Here is a 19,389-nt window from a genome sequence, read left to right on the forward strand (position 1 = left end):
TTTATTTTCCTTATATTAAACTTTTCTAGCATTTAAAATTGAAAGAAAAACTGTTTTGGGCATATTAATATTACCTATTTTTTTCATTCTTTTTTTTCCATCTTTTTGTTTTTTTAATAATTTTTTCTTTCTACTAATATCACCACCATAGCATTTTGCTAATACATTTTTTCTTAATTGTTTAATAGTTGATCGTGCTACAATAGAATTGTTAATCATGGCTTGAATAGAAATATCAAATTGATGTCGGGGTATTAATGTTTTCATTTTGTCAACGATTTCACGAGAACGATGTTGTGCATTTTTATAATAAGATAGCATGGTTAATGCATCTACTTTTTCTGAATTAATTAAGATATCTATTCGTACTATTTGTGCAGTTTGAAAACATTTAAAATCATATTCTAATGAAGCATATCCACTAGAAACAGATTTTAGTTCATCAACAAAATTTAACACCACTTCGTTCATAGGTATATTATATTTTAATAATACCTGATGTGTATGATAAATCATATTTATTTGAATACCTCTTTTTTCAATGCATAATTTTATTACTGAACCAAGAAATTGAGGAGGTAATAGAATACTACATTCTACGATAGGTTCTTTAATTTTTTTAATATCATGTGTATTAGGAAAATTAGCAGGAGCATCTAAATAAATTGTTTTTCCGTTAATTAGTTCTATTTCATAAATTACCGTAGGTGCTGTTGAAATTAAATTAATTGAATATTCTCTTTCTAAACGTTCCTGAATAATTTCCATATGTAATAAACCTAAAAATCCACATCTGAATCCAAAACCAAGCGCTGTAGAATTTTCTGATTCATAAAACAAAGAAGAATCATTTAAACTAAGCTTTCCTAATGCATCCCTAAATGTTTCATATTGTTCTGATGAAACAGGAAATAGACCAGCGTATATTTGAGGTTTAATTTTTTTAAATCCTACTACCATTTTTTTTGCTGGATTTTTTACGGTTGTTAAGGTATCTCCGACAGGAGCAGCAATAATATTTTTTATACCACAAATAATCCATCCTACTTCACCACATTTTAAGTGATTTCTATTTAATTTTTTTGGTGTAAAAATTCCTAATTGTTCAACGAAATAACTTTTTCCTGTACTCATTATTTGAATTTTATCTTTTTCAAATAAAATTCCATTTTTAATTCTTATTAAAGATACTATACCTAAATAATTATCAAACCAGGAATCGATAATTAGAGCTTGGAGGGGGGAATCTATTGAACCTTTAGGATAAGGAATATCATCAATGATACGTTCTATAAGCTCTTCAATACCTTCTCCTGTTTTAGCTGAACACCTGATGGCATCTAATGCAGGTATTCCTATTATGTCTTCTATTTCCTTAGCTACTTTTTCTACATTTGAATTCGGAAGATCTATTTTATTTAATACTGGAACGATTTCTAAATTCATCTCTAATGCAATATAGCAATTAGCTAAAGTCTGCGCTTCAACTCCTTGAGTAGAATCTACAACTAATAATGCACCTTCACATGCAGCTAATGATCGAGATACTTCATAGGAAAAATCTACATGACCTGGAGTATCAATAAAATTTAAATTAAAAATATTACCTAATTTATTTTTATAATCAATCATAACACTTTGAGCTTTGATAGTAATACCCCGTTCTTTTTCTAAATCCATTGAATCTAATACTTGATTTGACATTTCTCTTTCAGATAAACCACCACATATTTGTATCAATCGATCAGATAGAGTTGATTTTCCATGATCAATATGAGCTATAATAGAAAAATTTCTTATATTTTTCATATTTTTTATACCATATTTATTTTTTATATATTTTAACATGCAGTAAAAAATATTTTTTATTATTTTTATAATTTTTTTAATAAGATGATATTTTTTAAAAAATATTATAATATAATTTATTTATTATTATTGTTTATAATATATAATGTAATATTAAATATATTATAAAATATCCACAACAAAACATAAAAATTAATATTGTTTAATATGAATATAAAAAAAAATAAAAAAGTAATTATTGCTATGTCTGGAGGTGTCGATTCATCTGTTTCAGCATGGATTTTAAAAAAAAGACAATATCAAGTAGAAGGTTTATTTATGAAAAATTGGGAAGAAGACGATCTAGAGGGATACTGTAATTCTGCTCAAGATTTATTTGATGCTGAACAGGTATGTCAAAAATTAGATATATGTCTTCATAAAATAAACTTTTCTTTAGAATATTGGGAATATGTATTTAAAAATTTTTTAAATGAATATCAAAAAGGAAAAACACCAAATCCTGATATATTATGTAATAAAGAAATTAAATTTAATATGTTTTTAAAGTATTCTATTCAAGAACTCAAAGCAGACTATATTGCAACAGGTCATTATGCTCGTATAAAAAAAATAAATGGAAAATATCTGCTTTTAAAAGGAATTGATCGAAATAAAGATCAAAGTTATTTTTTATATACTTTAAATAGTATTCAACTGAAAAAAATTTTATTTCCTATTGGATATTTAGAAAAAAATCAAGTCAGGAATATTGCTAAAAAAATAGATTTAAAAATTGCTGAAAAAAAAGATTCTACCGGAATTTGCTTTATTGGTCCTAAAAAAATAAAAAATTTTTTAAGTCTTTATCTTCCTGAAAAAAAAGGTGATATAGTTACAATTTTTGGACAAGTTATTGGAAAACACAATGGAATTTTTCATTATACCCTGGGTCAAAGAAAAGGTTTAGGTATTGGTGGAATAAAGGGGCGATATAATATACCATGGTATGTTGTGGAAAAAAATATCGAAAAAAATACATTAATTGTTGCTCAAGGTTCTTATAATCAACATCTTATGTCTATAGGTTTAATTGCTAAAAATATTAATTGGATTAATAATAAACTATCTTTCCCTCTTTCTTGTATGGCAAAAACAAGATATCGTCAAAAAGATGTTGCATGTAAAATAGAATCTCTAAACAATAGATATATAAAAATATTATTTGATTCACCTGTGATTGCAGTTACACCTGGACAATCAGTAGTGTTTTATTTATCAGAGACATGTATAGGTGGGGGGATTATTCAATCTAGATTGCCATTGTTATAATTTTTATTATTTTAAATAGTAAGGAGATGATTGTGATGAAAAAAATACACTTAATTACGTTATCACTTGCGGGTATATTCCAATCAGCTCATTTAGTACAGCAATTAGCTTATTCAGGAAAGTGTGATAGTAATGCGTTTAATGTATGTTTAAAAAGTATTTTGGAAATTAATTCGACCTCTTTGATCGCAATATATGGAAATAATGAAAAAAATCTAGTTATAGGATTAAAGGTATTAATAGCAACTTTAACTTTTTCTAGTTTTTCTTATTCTTATATTGAATTAATTAAATATATCTTTAATATGATAATCATTGAAAGAAAATTAAAAATAAATCGTATGGCAAGCTACTCTCTAAAAAATAAAATATCATTTATATCTAATGAATATTATTTGAATTATAATATCAAAAATTTAACTAGTAAATTAGCAACACTGTATCTTGAAATCATTAGCTCTTTAGGTTCTCGTATTATAGTAAAGGGGATCAAAAATTTTTTACAAGATCTGCAAATACAAGAACAAATTCGATGTTTGTTATTTTCAGGAATTCGTGCAATAGTTTTATGGAAACAATATGGTGGTAATCAACTACAATTAATATATTTTAGATATTTTATTATTAAAAAAGCAAAAAAAATATTATATAATTTAAAAGAAATTTCTTAACTATGATTTTAAATTATTAAAAATTAGGACATAAGATATGGAATTAAATCCATTAACAGCAATTTCTCCTATTGATGGTCGATATAACACTTTAACAATATTATTAAGAAATATTTTTAGCGAATTTGGTTTTTTAAAATATCGTCTTAATGTTGAAATTCAATGGCTAAAAAAAATAATTAACACACCTCAAATACTAGAAATTCAAAATATTCAACATACAGAAATATTATTTCTTGATAATATTATTAAAGAATTTAATGAACACGATGCAATTCTTATTAAGAACATTGAAAAAAAAACTAATCATGATATTAAAGCTTTAGAATATTTTTTAAAAAATAAGATTTCTAAATCTAAAAATCTCTTTGAAATTTCAGAATTTGTACATTTTGGATGTACCTCAGAAGATATCAATAATATAGCATATGCATTAATGGTTAGAGATGCTCGTGATCAAATAATTTTACCATTATGGCATAAAATTATAGATATCTTAAAAAAAATGAGTTTTAAATATAAAAATCATCCTATATTATCTTTAACTCATGGACAACCAGCTACTCCTTCGACTATGGGAAAAGAAATTACTAATTTTTTTTATCGGATGAAACGTCAAAGTATAATATTGAAAAAAATAGAAATATTAGGAAAAATTAATGGAAGTACTGGTAATTATAATGCACATTTAGCAGCATATCCTAATATTAATTGGCATAAAATAAGCAAAGAATTTATAACATCATTTGGAATTACTTGGAATCCATATACTACCCAAATTGAACCACATGATTATATTGCAGAATTTTTTAGTTGTATGTCACTTTTTAATACTATACTAATTGATTTCAATCGTGATATGTGGGGTTATATTTCTCGCAATTATTTTACACAAAGGTTAATAGATTGTGAAATAGGTTCTTCAATAATGCCGCATAAAATCAATCCAATTGATTTTGAAAACTCTGAAGGTAATCTAGGGTTATCTAATTCTTTAATGAATCATATGATTACCAAACTTCCTATTTCTAGATGGCAGCGTGATTTAAGTGATTCTACAGTATTAAGAAATTTAGGAGTGGCTATTTCTTATTCAATAATTGCATATCATTCTGTATTATCTGGTATTTCTAAATTAGAAATTAATGAATCTCAATTATTAAAAAATTTAGATGAGAATTGGTCAGTTTTATCTGAGCCCATACAAACTGTTATGCGTCGTTATGGAATTAAAAATGCATATGAACAATTAAAAACATTAACTCGTGGGAAAGAAATAAATAAGAATATTATACATATATTTATTTCTAATTTAAATATCCCAGAAAAAGAAAAAAAACGTTTAAAAAAAATTACTCCTTTTAACTATATTGGTGGAGCTATTCAGTTAATCAATGAAATAGAATAAAAAAATGATTTCATCATATATTCTTGTTTCTTGATCGTACGAATAATTACTTATATTTTTAAAATTACTTCAGAAATCTAAAATATTAAGGACATTTTTTCTGTGACACTAGGAATCTTAATTATTTCTATTCTATTGTTAACTGGATGTAATCAGTTTATACATGTAAAACATAATTCAAAGATAAATTATTTTTTTAAAAAAAATAGTATAGAAAATACCTTAAAGAATTGGAATGATATTATCCAAGTTTCTGCCAAGAAACATCACGTTGATGAGAAATTAGTAAAATCTATTATTTATGCAGAATCTTCTGGAAATCCTTATGCTAAGAGTAAATCTAACGCCATTGGATTAATGCAAATTAAACCTTCTTCAGCTGGAGCAGAGGTATATCGTTTACAAGGGAAAAAAGGTCAACCTTCTGTTAAAGAATTATATAATCCAAAAATAAATATTAATATAGGAACTGCCTATATTAGTTTTTTACAAAAAAAATTAATGATTATAAAAAATAAAGATGTTATGAGATATGCTATCATTGTTTCATATGTTAATGGTGCTAGTGCATTACTGAAAACGTTTTCTAAAAATAACAAAGAAGCAATAAATATAATTAATACAATGACAACTCAATCTTTTTATGAACACGTAAAAAAAAACATCCAGCAATTCAAGCATCTCGTTATTTAGAAAAAGTAATTATGATTTATAATCTAATATAAAAATATTTTTTTAAATACATATTTAATAAGAAATTAAAGAATTTTTTTGATAAAAATATCTATATATTGAGATGTAAAAATGGGATTTTTAAAAGGTAAAAAAATTTTAATAATTGGAATTTCAAGTGCGAGATCCATTTCTTTTGGTATAGCACAATCTTTATACAGACAAAAAGCAGAATTAGGATTTGTGTGTCAAAATGAAAAAATAAGCAAAAAAATAAAGAACTTAACAGAAGCAATGAAGTCTTCCATTATATTATCTTGCGACGTTTCTAATGATGAAAATATTAAAAATTTATTTATCGATTTAAGCCAAATATGGAAAAAGTTTGATGGATTAGTTCATAGCATTGCTTATTGTCCCAAAGAACATTTTAATGGAGATTTTATTAATAATTCTACTAGAGAAGGATTTAACATTTCTCACGAAATTAGTTCCTATAGTTTTTTAGGATTAGTTAGGGAATGTAGAAAAATGTTAAATAATTCCTCTTCTTTGTTAACTTTATCTTATTTAGGTTCACAACGTGTAATACCAAATTATAATATGATGGGTCTAGCTAAAGCTTCATTAGAAGCAAATGTTCGTTATATGGCTCATGCATTAGGCAGGGAAAATATTCGAGTTAATGCAATTTCATCTGGTCCTATTAAGACTATTTCTTCTTATAAAATTAAGAATTTCAACAAAATACAAAACCATTCCTATTTATCTTCATTTTTAAAAAATTCTATTACTAATGAACATATTGGTAATACAGCATCTTTTTTATTATCTGATTTATCTCTGGGTATTACGGGTTCAGTTCTTTATGTTGATAATGGTTTTAATATTAGTAGTATGTATAGTGTATTGTAATATAATCTTGTTAAGATTTATCTGTTTTTTGTTAAAATTATAATACGTATATTTTTACGTGATGAAGAAATAATTATCTATGATATTTTATAAATGAATTGTATATTTAAATTAACTTTTAAATTTATAAAATTATTAATTTTTTACTATGACAATTAGGCCGTATTATTATGTTCCAAAATAATCCATTATTGACACAGTTAAAAAAAAATCTACATGCTAAAACGCCACGTGTTGAAGGCATCGTAAAAAGTACCGAAAGAGGGTTTGGATTTTTAGAAATTGATGTACAAAAAAGTTATTTTATACCTCCAAAAAATATGAAAAAAGTTATGCATGGAGATAAAATAACTGCATTGTTAAAAATAGAAAAAGATAGAGAAATAGTAGAACCTGAAAAATTAATCGAACCTTTTCTAAATAGATTTGTTGGAAAAATAGAAAAGAAAGAAAATAAATTATTTATAATCCCAGATCATCCATTTTTCAAAGATCTTATAATATGCCAACCTAATAAGAATTGTATTAGTACTTTTCAGGATGGAGATTGGGCTATAGCTCAATTAACAAAACATAAACTTAAAGGAGATCATATTTTTTATGCTGAACTAACTAAAAAAATTACACAAAAAGATGATCCATTAATACCCTGGTGGGTAACCCTGGCACGTCATAATCTTGATAGTACAGAACCCTTAGCGGAAGAAAATGATCTTATATTAAAAGAACATTATGACAGAAAAGACTTAACAGATTTAGATTTTATCACTATAGATAATATAAACACAAAAGATATTGATGATGCTATTTTTGTAACTGAAAAAACTAATGGTGAAATATCTTTAACTATAGCCATTGCAGATCCAACAGCTTATATAAAATATGGTAGTAAATTAGACATTATAGCTTCTAATAGAATATTTACACATTATTTACCAGGTTTTAATATTCCTATGTTGCCAAGGAAGTTATCAGAAGATATATGTTCATTAAATCCAAATAAACGTCGTCCGGCATTAGTATGTCATATTACTATTTTTAACGATGGAAGTATTTCTGATGATATTCAGTTTTTTTTAGCATGGATAAAATCAAAATCAAAATTGTCTTATGATCATGTTTCGGATTGGATTGAAAAAAATAGTACATGGATACCTCCAACAAAATCTATTAAAAAACAAATATTAATTTTGCATCGTTTATGTTTATTGCGTATAAAATGGCGTAAGATAAACGCAGTATTATTTAAAGATAGTGTAGAATATCGATTTCATTTATCTGAAAATGGAAAGATTATAGATGTGTTAACTGAAAAAAGACGTATTGCGCATAAAATCATTGAAGAATCTATGATAATTGCAAATATATCTGCTGCTAATTTTTTATCAAAACACCTTGGTTATGGTATATATAATGTGCATACCGGTTTCGATCTTGTTAACGCGGAAAACGCAGTTTCTTTTTTAAGAAGTTATAATTTAAACTTTAGTGCTAAAGAAATAACTACTCTAAAAGGTTTTTGTAATCTAAGACGTGTTTTGAATATATTATCTAATAATTATATTGATAGTCGTATTCGTCGTTTTCAATCTTTTGGAGATTTTAGTATTAAACCTGGCCCACATTTTGCACTTGGTTTTTCAGAATATGCAACATGGACTTCTCCTATTCGTAAATACAGTGATATGATTAATCATCGTTTATTGAAATCTATCATTAAAAATGAACCATCAATTACACTTCATGAAGATATTAAATTAAAAATAAGTGAACAAAGAAGACGCAATCGAATAGCTGAAAGAGATATTTCAGACTGGCTCTATTCTATATTATTACAACAAAAAAAATATCAAAATAAAACGTTTGATGCCGAGATAATTGATATTTCTAGAAATGGCATCAGAGCTCGATTAATAGAAAATGGTGCTAATGTTTTTATTCCTGGAGTATTTATACATCCTATTCGAGAGGAATTAAATTTTAATCAAGAATCAGGGACAGTATTTGTTAATGATGTCATACGTTATAAAATATCTGATTTAATTCAAGTAACTTTATCAGATATTCGATTAGAAACTCGCAGTATTATTGCTAGACCTGAATTATAAAAATTCAAATAAAAATATAACTAAATATTTTTTATATAAAAAAATATATTCACTATAATGAAAAGATTTTAAAGAAATCATAAAAATTCAATATAAATTAGGAGTATAATATGAATATTTCAATTTTTGATTTATCTATATATATAAAATTCTTTATAGGTTTATGTGCTTTAGTTAATCCAATTGGAATGATTCCTATCTTTACAACTATGACAAATCATCAGTCTTATTTAGAAAGAAAAAAAACTAATTTAGTAGCTAATTTTTCAGCATCATTAATTTTATTAATATCATTATTTTTTGGTACTCATATTTTAAATATTTTTGGTGTATCTATTAATTCTTTTCGTATTGCTGGTGGAATACTAATTATTAGCATAGCTTTTTCTATGATTAGTGGTCAATTTATAAAAAAAATAAAAATAAAAAAAGATCAAAAAGAAGAAAATAAATTAGATAATATTAGTGTTGTACCTTTAGCAATGCCTTTAATTGCAGGTCCTGGAGCAATTAGTTCTACTATTGTTTGGAGTACTTATTATTCAAGTTGGATTAATTTATTTGGATGCAGTATAGTAATTTTTTTATTTTCGTTTGTATGTTGGTTATGTTTTGAAGCTGCTCCATGTGTAGTACAGATTTTAGGAAAAACAGGAATTAATATTATTACTCGTGTGATGGGTTTATTACTAATGTCTCTTGGAATAGAGTTTATTAGTACGGGGATAAGAGCTATTTTTTCTGGATTACTACATTAGTATAATTTTTTATATTTAAATTTTATTTGGATGATTCTTGCAAACAAAAATAATTTTTTTTCGTAATTTAGGAACTGAGCATTGGTTGACAACTGTCAATAAAATGAATCATTTTGCAACATTACGTAATTTTTATACATTTGATGAAATTTGGTTCGTAGAACATTATCCAATTTTTACTGAGGGATACTCAAAAGAAAGAGAAAATGTAATTTTTCCTAATAATATTCCAATAGTAAAAACTGATAGAGGTGGTCAAATTACATATCATGGACCTGGACAACAAGTCTTATATTTTTTAATAAATCTAAAACGTCGAAAAATTAGTATTCGTCAATTGATAGACATAATGCAAAAGATAATAATAGAAACTTTAAATGATTTTTCTCTTAAAGCATATATAAAAAAAAAATCACCCGGTGTATATATAAATAATAAAAAAATATGTTCGTTAGGATTGCGAATAAAACAAGGATCAACTCTACATGGTCTAGCACTTAACGTTAATATGGATTTAAAACCATTTGACTACATTTATCCTTGTGGAGATAAAAATATAAAAATGACACAAATAAAAGATTTTATTTTCAATGTCAAATTAAAAGATGTACAAATGGTGTTAATTAAAAAATTATCTAAATTGTTTAAAGTTATTATGATTAATAGCAACTATAATAAAAATCTATTAAATCATTTCTATGAATGATTAAATTCATGTCATGTCTTAAAATTTTATTTATAAAATTATTTTTCAGTTGATATATAATATATATTTTAATGTTTTTAATCGAGATAATAAATTTCATGAATAAAAATAAAGATATTTTATTAAAATATCCAATGTCAGAAAAATCAAATATAATTACTACTAAAAAAATTTATAATTTTACAGAAAAATTAAATAAACCTGATTGGATAAAAATTAAAATCCCTGTTAATACGTCTCGTATATCTCAAATAAAACATGCTTTGCGTAAAAATAATTTACATTCTGTTTGTGAAGAAGCACATTGTCCAAACTTATCAGAATGTTTTAATAATGGCACTGCAACATTTATGATTCTCGGTTCTATATGCACACGAAATTGTCCATTTTGTGCAGTATCGCATGGAGCACCTAATCCTATCAATGCAGAAGAGCCTCAAAAATTATCTAATACTATTTTTGATATGGGAATTAATTATGTAGTAATTACATCAGTTGTACGTGATGATTTATACGACGGAGGTGCTCAACATTTTGTAAATTGTATTCAAGCAATTCGAAATAAAAACACAGTAAAAATTGAAATATTAGTTCCTGATTTTCGAGGGAGAATAGAATTAATTTTAAATATTTTTAATGATGCATTACCTGATATTTTTAATCATAATATAGAAAATGTTCCTAGAATGTATAAAAAAATTCGTCCTGGAGCCAATTATAAAAGATCTTTATTACTATTAGAATCATTTAAAAAAAAATATTTTAATATACCAACAAAATCAGGTCTCATGTTAGGTATTGGAGAAAAAGATATTGAAATCATTCAAGTAATGAAAGATCTTTATTCAAACGGAGTGACATTATTAACAGTAGGTCAATATCTTCAACCTAGTATATATCATCTACCAGTAAAACGTTATATACCCCTTGCAGAATTCGAAAATATTAAACAAGAAGCTTTATCTATTGGTTTTACTAGTGCTTTTTGCGGTCCTTTTGTTCGTTCATCATATCATGCAAGTTTTCAATCGCACTTATCTGTTAAGAAATAATATGACAGTATTTAACAGTCAATATTTGTATGTTATGTGATTGAGACTTTTATATCAGAAAATGTATAGGAAATAATATTTTTTATCGATTTATATTATTTATACTAGAGGTTGTATAGTGTTAAATCCTAACTTATTTACAATGCCAAAAATTATTATCGCGTTAGATTTTTATAACAAAAAATCAGCTATGAAGTTAGTAAATCTTCTTAATCCATCAATTTATTATTTAAAAATTGGGAAAGAAATGTTTACAATTTTAGGTTGTAAATTTATAAAAGAACTACATCAACTGGGATTTAATATATTTCTTGATTTAAAATTTCATGATATCCCGAATACTGTATTTAATGCTACAAAAGCAGCAGCAGATTTAGGAATCTGGATGTTAAGTGTTCATGCGGCTGGTGGTAAAAAAATGTTAATTTCTGCAAAAAAAGCGTTAAAATCTTTTAAAAAAGCTCCTTTATTAATAGCTGTTACAGCATTGACTAGTTTAAAAGAAGAAGAATTAAAAGAAATTGGAATTCAAATCTCATTAACAGAGTATATTTTAAAGCTATCAAAATTATCTAATGATTGTGGTTTAGATGGAATTGTTTGTCCAGGAAGAGAAGCCAAGAAAATTAAATTTTTATTTGGAAACAAATATAAAATTATTACACCAGGTATTAGAATTTCTAAAGATTTACTATATGATCAAAATAATATAATCACTCCTAAAGAAGCAAAAGAATGTAAAATAGATTATATAGTAATAGGACGTTCCATCACTATGTCAAAAAATCCGATTAAAAAATTAGATTTAATAGTAAAATCTATGCAATAAATAAAAAATATAAAATATAAAAATATTATCAAATATTTATTTAATCGTGAATTAAGAGGATTTATGAAATTAATAGAAAAAGCTATATTGCCTACACATTGGGGAAATTTTTTCATTTTTGGTTTTGAAGAAAATCAAAATGGAAAAAATCATATTGCTCTTGTATATGGTGATATCAAAAAAGGTATTCCTACTCTTTCTAGAGTACATTCAGAATGTTTAACAGGAGATGCTTTGTTTAGTTTGCGATGCGACTGTGGAAAGCAATTAGAAATGTCTATGGAAAGAATTTCTCAGGAGGGAAGTGGTGTATTAATTTATCATCGTCAAGAAGGGAGAAATATTGGTCTTCTTAATAAAATAAGAGCATATGCTTTACAAGATAGAGGATTAGATACTGTTCAAGCTAATAAAAAACTTGGTTTTTCTGCAGATGAGAGAGATTTTTCATTATGTGCTGATATATTTAATATATTAAATATTAAAAAAATTCGTTTATTAACAAATAATCCATTTAAAGTTCAAATGCTTAGTAATGCAGGTATAAATATTGTAGAACGAGTTCCTCTGATTGCAGAAAAAAATCCTAAGAATGCTTATTATTTAAAAACTAAAGCTGAAAAAATGGGTCACTTGTTATCTGAATAAATATAATCAATTATTTAAACGTAAATGTTCTATTTTTAAAAAAATATTTTATTTTTTGAATAGTAGGAGTTTTGTCATGAATCCCTAGATTAAAATTATAATCAATAATCTCCGAATATTTTTTTATATTTTATGAATAGTATTTTTAATCACTGAAAGAGTTTTTCCTTGATTAGTTTATGTTCTAAGATCGTTGTTTTTATTAAGATATTTATATTTTTCTGTTTTCTAATTTTTTTTTATTTTTTTAAAGATTTAATAGAATATCTTTTTTTTAGTAATTCATGAGGATCTATACCATCAGTAATTAATATTTCTCTGTATTTTTTTAATTTTATTATCTTCTGTTGTATTGCTATTTATATTTTTTTCTTTTTCTTTTCGTGCGTTAACAATCGTTTTAAATTTTTCTAATATTTCTTTTAGAATTTTTAAAGAATATGTTCGTGAATATACACGAAGTGCATCAATATTGTTTATAATTTTTAGTATTTCATTATTAATATGTCCTGATCATATCAGTTTAAGATAAAAATATTTTTACTTAAAAAACAATATTGAAAATGAAAAATAAATAATTTTAATACAAAAAAACATTGTTTATTAACAACATAGAAATTAAATATATTTTTATATAAAAATTTTATTTACATAAAAATCAATTATAATTTTAAATTATATGTCATATATAACATGTTGTTATTATAGAAATAATAAAATGATACTATGAAATATAAATATATATTTTTTGTTGAAATTAATTATTTATAAAAAATATCAATAATTATGATAATTATAATAATGGACTTAGAAAATAGAATATTTTTTCAAGAATTCTTGTCCAATATGCACGCATAGACCAAACTTTTTTATCTATTAATTTAGAGTCAGAAATATATTTATTTTGTATATAAGATAAATCTTGTCCAAAATTACTATCATCGATCACTAAAGTGATTTCAAAATTTAACCAAATACTTCTCATATCTAAATTTACAGTACCAATTAAACTTAATTGTTGATCAACTAATATACTTTTACTATGTAAAAGTCCTTTTTGAAATTGATAAATTTTTACCCCAGCTTCTAATAGTTCACTAAAAAAAACTCTGCTAGCCCATTTAACTAAAATAGAATCATGATATAAAGGTATAATGATACTAACTTCAACTCCTCTTTGAGCCGCTGTACAAATAGCTTGCAACAAATCTTCGCTAGGAACTAAATAAGGAGTAGTCATAATTAATTCATGTCTAGCTGAATAAATAGCTGTTAATAATGCTTGATGAATCATATTTTTTAGAAAACCAGGTCCAGACGCGATTACCTGAATACTAGAATGTTGATTGCATTCTTTTTTCAAAGATTTTTCATTTGGTAATTGAGGTAAAATTTTTAAACCTGTCTCAATTTCCCAATCACAGGAATAAATGATTCCTATTGTTGCAGCTATAGGACCCTCTATTCTTGTCATTAAATCAATCCATTGACCCATCCCAGAAGATTTCTTGAATAAATAAGGATCAACAAGATTCATACTACCAGAATATGCGATATAATTATCAATTAATACAACTTTCCTATGTTGTCTCACATCAATACGTCTTAATAATACTCGTAAAAAATTAACTTTGAGCGCTTCTACTACTTGAATCCCAGATTTTCTCATTATTTTAACCCAAGGACTCTGAAAAAATTCAATACTTCCTGCTGAATCAAGCATTAATCTACAATTTATTCCCCGTCTTGCAGAATCAATAAGAGCTATTGCTACATCATCAACTATCCCACCAGGTTTCCAAATATAAAATACCATTTCAATATTGTTACGTGCTAAATAAATATCACGTATTAATATTTGCATAATTTTTTTAGTATTAGTTAAAAGTTTAATCTTATTGCTTTTGATCCCGGATAGACCTTGTCTATGTTTGCATAATTGAAATATAGAAGTAGCTACGTCACTATTTTTTATTTGAAAAATATATTTGCGCGATTTTAATTCATCAAGCCATTCATTAGAAATAGACCATATTCGATTTGCGATTCTTTTATGTCTTTTTCCTAAATATAATTCACCAAAAAAAAACCAAACAGCAATTCCAATAAAGGGAATAATGTAAATTATTAAAAGCCAAGACATAGAAGAAGGTATATTACGTCGTTTAATCAAGACTCGAAAGGTAATATTAGCAATTAACAAGCAATATATCAAAAAAATTAGATATTTAATTAAATTATAAAAAATACCCATCCATTGAAGGTCCTATTTATGATTCTGTAAAAAGATCTGATCTGTATAATTAAATATTTTTCTATTGTTGAAAACAAAATATATCTAACTATAAAGTAATAAGATAATTAATAAATATAAAAATATTATTTATAAAGATTGTAATAATTCATTTTACTATTAAAGTTAATAAAAAAATTATATAACACTATTTTTGTTCAATGTTTTAAAAAAGAATACTTTGAAAATAAATATAAATACAATTAGTTTAATTTAGTGTTGAATATAATACTTTGAAAATATTTTTTTTAATAATTAAAAAATTTTTTAGAAGTATATATTTTTCTATTAATTTTTCAACAATATATATTATTTTATAATAATATAAATATATTTTTTATTTAAATAATACTCATAGGTAATAATTCACGAGGTTTTCCTATTGTATTAATAGCTACATAAATAAACTTTGCTTCTGCAGCACAATAATATTGACCTAATGGTTTTGAATAAATTTTTTTAACCCATATTTCTACATTAATTTTGATAGAACTTTTTCCAATTTTAATACATTTTGCATAACAATTAACAATATCACCAACTGATATAGATTTTAGAAAAGTCATTTCATCAACTCGTACGGTAGCAACTTTTCCACCTGCAATTTCTTTTGCTAATATTGCTCCACCCATATCCATTTGAGACATAATCCATCCACCAAAAATATCACCATTAGCGTTAGTATCTGAAGGCATTGAAAGTGTTTTTAATACTATTATTCCCTTTGGTAATGTATTTTTTTCTGACATTATTAAAATGTTCACTCTATTATGTTATAAAAAAATTATTTATCTTTCGATATTTTATAATTGATATAAATACTAGTTATTAAAATTAAAAAAAACGTTAAAGATGTAACACCAAAAACTTTAAAGTTAACCCATGTTTTTTCTGAAAAATACAATGCTATATAAATATTTAAAATACCGCAAAACAAAAAAAATAAAGACCAAAAAAAGTTAATTTTACGCCAATAAATATTGGATATTTTTATATCTTTTTCTAAAAATCTTTGGATCATTGGTTTTTTTGTTAAAAACTGGCTTATTAATAATACTATAGAAAAAACTATATAAATAATTGTTATTTTCCATTTAATGAATTGACTATCATGAAAAAATATTGTAAGAGAACCAAAAAAAGAAATTACAAGAAAACTAAATAAACTAATTTTATCTATTTCATTATAAAAAACCCAATAAAGTATACAAACTAATCCCGATGTAACAATTAAAGAACCAGAGGCTATAAAAATATCATAAAACTTATAAAATATGAAGAAAACGAGCATTGGGAATATATTTAATATTTGTTTCATAATATAAACCTAAATAATTTTTAAATTTTTAAGAACGTAAAAAAATCATATAAAATCGAAATAAATATATAATTAAAATAGAAAATAATATATTGATAGTAACATTAGATATTAAAAATAAGATATTTTTATTGATAAAATAAATCTGATCTAATAATATTGTTAAAATGAATTTACTACACATCCAAAATAAAACACTGTATCCTATGATATTAATATATTTCCAAGAAATATATACACTAATACGCATAGAATCTATTATTCCATATTTTTTAAAAGACAAAATAATAGGTGATAATGATAGTGTTATTGATAATAATATTCCAGGTATAATTAAAAACATATAACCTATTTGAACTACAAAAGCTGTTAAAAAATTTAATATAAATAAACTTGGAATAAATGAAAAAAAAGACAGTATTGATGAAATAATAGTTTTTTTTTCACTTTTAGATAAAACAGAAATTAAAATTATAACACTACCTAATAACATTGTTTTACTCATTAATGATTCTATTGTTTTTAAAGTAGAGTATTTGAATAATTCATATTTTTCTTCTAAATTCATATTATTAATTAATTCTAGCAATGAACTTGCATTGATTAATTTATTATTTTCTATAATAGATAAAATATATCTATCTGGTTTAATAAACATATCTACTAGCATATTAATCAAAGTAACAGATATAGATATAAAAAAAATAGGTCCTATTTGTTTATAAAAAAAATGATGCGTATCATCACGTAGTTTTCTTACTGTAATTAACATATGTATATTCCTTATAAATATTTTATATAATTTTAAGATTATACATATTATTTGAAATAAGCATGTTTTTAGAAAAATAAAACAGTATATATTTTAATTAAGAAGATTATTCTAATTTAGTAGATATTTTTAATAAATTAGTAAATTCTTTTATTTTTTGGATCATTTTTTTTTCTTGATTTAAATATTTTTCAATAATATTTATAATCGCCGACCCACATATTACACCAGATAAACCTGATGATATCGCTTTTTTTACTTGTTGAGAATTTGAAATTCCAAAACCTTGCAATAAGGGAATAGTGTTGTATTTTTTTATTTTTTGTATAAATTTTTCAGATAATGATAAAGTATCATCTTTAATTCCAGTTACTCCAGAACGAGATAATACATAAATAAAACCTTGTGCATATAAGGATAGTTTACGCAAAAAACAGTCATCTGCATCTGGAGGACAAATAAAAATAGAATGAATTTGGTATTTGTTTGCAGTTTGATAAATACATTTTGATTCTTCAATTGGAATATCTGCTATAAGTACAGAATCTATACCAGAATTAACACATTGCAAGTAAAAATTATCTATTCCTTGATTATAGACAAGATTAGCATATATCAAAATACCAATAGGCAACCTTTTGTTTTTTTCACGTATTTTTTTCAGTACTTGAAAATATTCTAAAAAAGTATTTTTTTGCGATAAAGCACGTAGATTTGATTTTTGTATAATGAGTCCATCAGCTAATGGATCTGAAAATGGAATTCCAACTTCTAGAGCATCTGCTCCATTTTTAATCAAAGTTTCAATAATTTTTATTGATAATTTTAAAGAAGGATCTCCTAAAACTACAAAAGGAACAAAACATCCTTCTTTTGATAAAAATAATTGTTTAAACATTTTTTGATATCGACTCATTATATTTTTCCTTTTTTTTTAAAATATCATTTACTGTCAAAATATCTTTGTCGCCACGACCAGAAAGATTTACGATTAAAGTTTGTTGTTTCATAGGATATATATTCATTATTTTCAATGCATATGCTAATGCATGAGAAGATTCCAAAGCAGGAATAATACCTTCTTTTTTACACAGAATTTGAAATGCATCTATTGCTTCTTTATCAGTAATAGAAACATATTGAGCACGATGAGTACTATTTAACCAAGAATGCTCAGGACCAACAGATGGAAAATCTAATCCTGCTGAAATTGACCAAGATTCTTCAATTTGACCTTCTTTATTTTGCATTAAATGAGATTTCATACCAAAATAAATACCAGTTCTACCATGTTTTAATGGTGCTCCATGTTTTCCTGTATGTATACCATGTCCAGCTGGTTCTACTCCAATTAAATCAACTTTTTCATGGATGAAATCTGAAAAAATTCCAATAGCGTTAGAACCTCCTCCAATACATGCAATAATAGAATCTGGAAGTTTGTTCTCTTTTTCTAAAATTTGTTTTTTTGTTTCTTCTCCAATCATTTTTTGGAATTCACGAACAATAGTAGGATAGGGATGAGGTCCAGCTGCAGTACCAATCATATAATAAGATGTTTTATAGCTACTAGACCAATCTCGCAAAGCTTCATTACACGCATCTTTTAACGTTCCAGAACCATTTTTTACTGATATAACTTCTGCACCCATTAATTGCATACGAAAAACATTAGTTTTTTGCCTGTTAATATCTTTAATTCCCATATAAATTCTACATTTTAAATTCAATAGCGCACAGGCAATAGCAGCAGCTACACCATGTTGACCGGCACCTGTTTCAGCAATAATTTCTTTTTTTTTCATTTTAATTGCTAACAGAGCTTGTCCTAAAACTTGATTAGTTTTATGCGCTCCACCATGCAATAAATCTTCTCTTTTTAGATAAATACGTGTTTTTGTGCCTTTAGTTAAATTTCTGCAAAGAGTTAATGGTGTAGGTCTTCCAGCATAGTTGTTTAACAAATTATGAAATTTTTTTTGAAAATTAACGTCTTTTTTTGCCCATACAAAATTTTTTTCTAATTCTAATAAAGCTTCCATTAATATTTGCGGAACGTACATACCACCAAATTCACCAAAATAAGGATTTAGTAAAGTCATGTAATAATTTCCTATAG

The 19,389-nt window shown here is 24.8% G+C and carries 18 protein-coding genes; 11 read left to right on the plus strand and 7 right to left on the minus strand.

The features are described 5' to 3' along the window. Positions 1-15: 15 nt before the first annotated feature. Entirely contained in the window at positions 16-1,809 is a 1,794-nt protein-coding gene (lepA, locus tag G4A98_01300) for an elongation factor 4 (GenBank protein QIQ41848.1), read from the minus strand. A gap of 207 nt (positions 1,810-2,016) precedes the next feature. Between lepA and mnmA the strand changes: the two genes are divergently transcribed. From mnmA to ribA, 11 genes are all read left to right on the plus strand, one after another. Further along, positions 2,017-3,120, plus strand: coding sequence for a tRNA 2-thiouridine(34) synthase MnmA (mnmA, locus tag G4A98_01305; protein QIQ41849.1), 1,104 nt, complete (start codon positions 2,017-2,019; stop codon positions 3,118-3,120). A gap of 35 nt (positions 3,121-3,155) precedes the next feature. Then, positions 3,156-3,791, plus strand: coding sequence for a high frequency lysogenization protein HflD (hflD, locus tag G4A98_01310; protein QIQ41850.1), 636 nt, complete (start codon positions 3,156-3,158; stop codon positions 3,789-3,791). 37 nt (positions 3,792-3,828) lie between these two features. Beyond that, complete coding sequence (gene purB / locus G4A98_01315) at positions 3,829-5,199, plus strand: adenylosuccinate lyase (protein ID QIQ41851.1); 1,371 nt, start codon at positions 3,829-3,831, stop codon at positions 5,197-5,199. A gap of 102 nt (positions 5,200-5,301) precedes the next feature. After that, a complete protein-coding gene (locus tag G4A98_01320; protein ID QIQ41852.1) occupies positions 5,302-5,892 on the plus strand; it encodes a transglycosylase SLT domain-containing protein in 591 nt (196 codons plus the stop codon). Between the two features lie 111 nt (positions 5,893-6,003). Then, positions 6,004-6,786, plus strand: a complete 783-nt coding sequence (locus G4A98_01325) for an enoyl-ACP reductase (GenBank protein ID QIQ41853.1) — start codon at positions 6,004-6,006, stop codon at positions 6,784-6,786. A gap of 170 nt (positions 6,787-6,956) precedes the next feature. Beyond that, positions 6,957-8,894 carry an exoribonuclease II gene (rnb, locus tag G4A98_01330; GenBank protein QIQ41854.1) on the plus strand — a complete coding sequence of 646 codons (1,938 nt, stop codon included), beginning with the start codon at positions 6,957-6,959 and terminating at the stop codon, positions 8,892-8,894. Between the two features lie 110 nt (positions 8,895-9,004). Beyond that, positions 9,005-9,652 carry a YchE family NAAT transporter gene (locus G4A98_01335; GenBank protein ID QIQ41855.1) on the plus strand — a complete coding sequence of 216 codons (648 nt, stop codon included), beginning with the start codon at positions 9,005-9,007 and terminating at the stop codon, positions 9,650-9,652. A gap of 37 nt (positions 9,653-9,689) precedes the next feature. Then, a complete protein-coding gene (gene lipB / locus G4A98_01340; GenBank protein ID QIQ41856.1) occupies positions 9,690-10,358 on the plus strand; it encodes a lipoyl(octanoyl) transferase LipB in 669 nt (222 codons plus the stop codon). Positions 10,359-10,456: 98 nt separating this feature from the next. Continuing rightward, positions 10,457-11,410, plus strand: coding sequence for a lipoyl synthase (gene lipA, locus G4A98_01345; protein QIQ41857.1), 954 nt, complete (start codon positions 10,457-10,459; stop codon positions 11,408-11,410). Positions 11,411-11,528: 118 nt separating this feature from the next. Beyond that, the gene (pyrF, locus tag G4A98_01350; protein QIQ41858.1) at positions 11,529-12,239 is read left to right on the plus strand and encodes an orotidine-5'-phosphate decarboxylase; all 711 of its coding nucleotides are present in this window, start codon (positions 11,529-11,531) and stop codon (positions 12,237-12,239) included. A gap of 63 nt (positions 12,240-12,302) precedes the next feature. Further along, positions 12,303-12,887 (plus strand): GTP cyclohydrolase II, encoded by a 585-nt coding sequence (gene ribA, locus G4A98_01355; GenBank protein ID QIQ41859.1) that lies wholly within the window; start codon positions 12,303-12,305, stop codon positions 12,885-12,887. Positions 12,888-13,680: 793 nt separating this feature from the next. On the opposite strand, the gene cls is transcribed toward ribA, so the two are convergent. The 6 genes from cls to trpB all read right to left on the minus strand — a co-directional run bounded on the left by cls (position 13,681) and on the right by trpB (position 19,372). Further along, positions 13,681-15,141 carry a cardiolipin synthase gene (gene cls, locus G4A98_01360; GenBank protein QIQ41860.1) on the minus strand — a complete coding sequence of 487 codons (1,461 nt, stop codon included), beginning with the start codon at positions 15,139-15,141 and terminating at the stop codon, positions 13,681-13,683. 380 nt (positions 15,142-15,521) lie between these two features. Beyond that, on the minus strand, positions 15,522-15,929 hold the full coding sequence (gene yciA / locus G4A98_01365) for an acyl-CoA thioester hydrolase YciA (protein QIQ41861.1): 408 nt from the start codon (positions 15,927-15,929) through the stop codon (positions 15,522-15,524). 35 nt (positions 15,930-15,964) lie between these two features. After that, the gene (locus G4A98_01370; GenBank protein ID QIQ41862.1) at positions 15,965-16,498 is read right to left on the minus strand and encodes a septation protein A; all 534 of its coding nucleotides are present in this window, start codon (positions 16,496-16,498) and stop codon (positions 15,965-15,967) included. 28 nt (positions 16,499-16,526) lie between these two features. Beyond that, complete coding sequence (locus G4A98_01375) at positions 16,527-17,270, minus strand: UPF0259 family protein (protein QIQ41863.1); 744 nt, start codon at positions 17,268-17,270, stop codon at positions 16,527-16,529. A 106-nt stretch (positions 17,271-17,376) separates the two neighbouring features. Further along, the gene (gene trpA, locus G4A98_01380) at positions 17,377-18,186 is read right to left on the minus strand and encodes a tryptophan synthase subunit alpha (GenBank protein ID QIQ41864.1); all 810 of its coding nucleotides are present in this window, start codon (positions 18,184-18,186) and stop codon (positions 17,377-17,379) included. Further along, complete coding sequence (gene trpB, locus G4A98_01385) at positions 18,161-19,372, minus strand: tryptophan synthase subunit beta (protein ID QIQ41865.1); 1,212 nt, start codon at positions 19,370-19,372, stop codon at positions 18,161-18,163. The genes trpA and trpB overlap by 26 nt, the downstream gene beginning before the upstream one ends. Positions 19,373-19,389 lie beyond the last annotated feature (17 nt).

Source organism: Buchnera aphidicola (Microlophium carnosum) (assembly GCA_011752475.1).
Taxonomy (GTDB): Bacteria; Pseudomonadota; Gammaproteobacteria; order Enterobacterales; family Enterobacteriaceae; genus Buchnera; species Buchnera aphidicola_BG.

Coding starts and splice junctions, on each gene's coding strand:
- yciA (QIQ41861.1), bottom strand. CDS start 15,929: ATGTCAGAAAAAAATACATTACCAAAGGGAATAATAGTATTAAAAACA.
- G4A98_01325 (QIQ41853.1), top strand. CDS start 6,004: ATGGGATTTTTAAAAGGTAAAAAAATTTTAATAATTGGAATTTCAAGT.
- G4A98_01375 (QIQ41863.1), bottom strand. CDS start 17,270: ATGTTAATTACAGTAAGAAAACTACGTGATGATACGCATCATTTTTTT.
- purB (QIQ41851.1), top strand. CDS start 3,829: ATGGAATTAAATCCATTAACAGCAATTTCTCCTATTGATGGTCGATAT.
- mnmA (QIQ41849.1), top strand. CDS start 2,017: ATGAATATAAAAAAAAATAAAAAAGTAATTATTGCTATGTCTGGAGGT.
- trpB (QIQ41865.1), bottom strand. CDS start 19,372: ATGACTTTACTAAATCCTTATTTTGGTGAATTTGGTGGTATGTACGTT.
- hflD (QIQ41850.1), top strand. CDS start 3,156: ATGAAAAAAATACACTTAATTACGTTATCACTTGCGGGTATATTCCAA.
- ribA (QIQ41859.1), top strand. CDS start 12,303: ATGAAATTAATAGAAAAAGCTATATTGCCTACACATTGGGGAAATTTT.
- lipA (QIQ41857.1), top strand. CDS start 10,457: ATGAATAAAAATAAAGATATTTTATTAAAATATCCAATGTCAGAAAAA.
- G4A98_01335 (QIQ41855.1), top strand. CDS start 9,005: ATGAATATTTCAATTTTTGATTTATCTATATATATAAAATTCTTTATA.
- trpA (QIQ41864.1), bottom strand. CDS start 18,186: ATGAGTCGATATCAAAAAATGTTTAAACAATTATTTTTATCAAAAGAA.
- cls (QIQ41860.1), bottom strand. CDS start 15,141: ATGGGTATTTTTTATAATTTAATTAAATATCTAATTTTTTTGATATAT.
- lepA (QIQ41848.1), bottom strand. CDS start 1,809: ATGAAAAATATAAGAAATTTTTCTATTATAGCTCATATTGATCATGGA.
- G4A98_01370 (QIQ41862.1), bottom strand. CDS start 16,498: ATGAAACAAATATTAAATATATTCCCAATGCTCGTTTTCTTCATATTT.
- rnb (QIQ41854.1), top strand. CDS start 6,957: ATGTTCCAAAATAATCCATTATTGACACAGTTAAAAAAAAATCTACAT.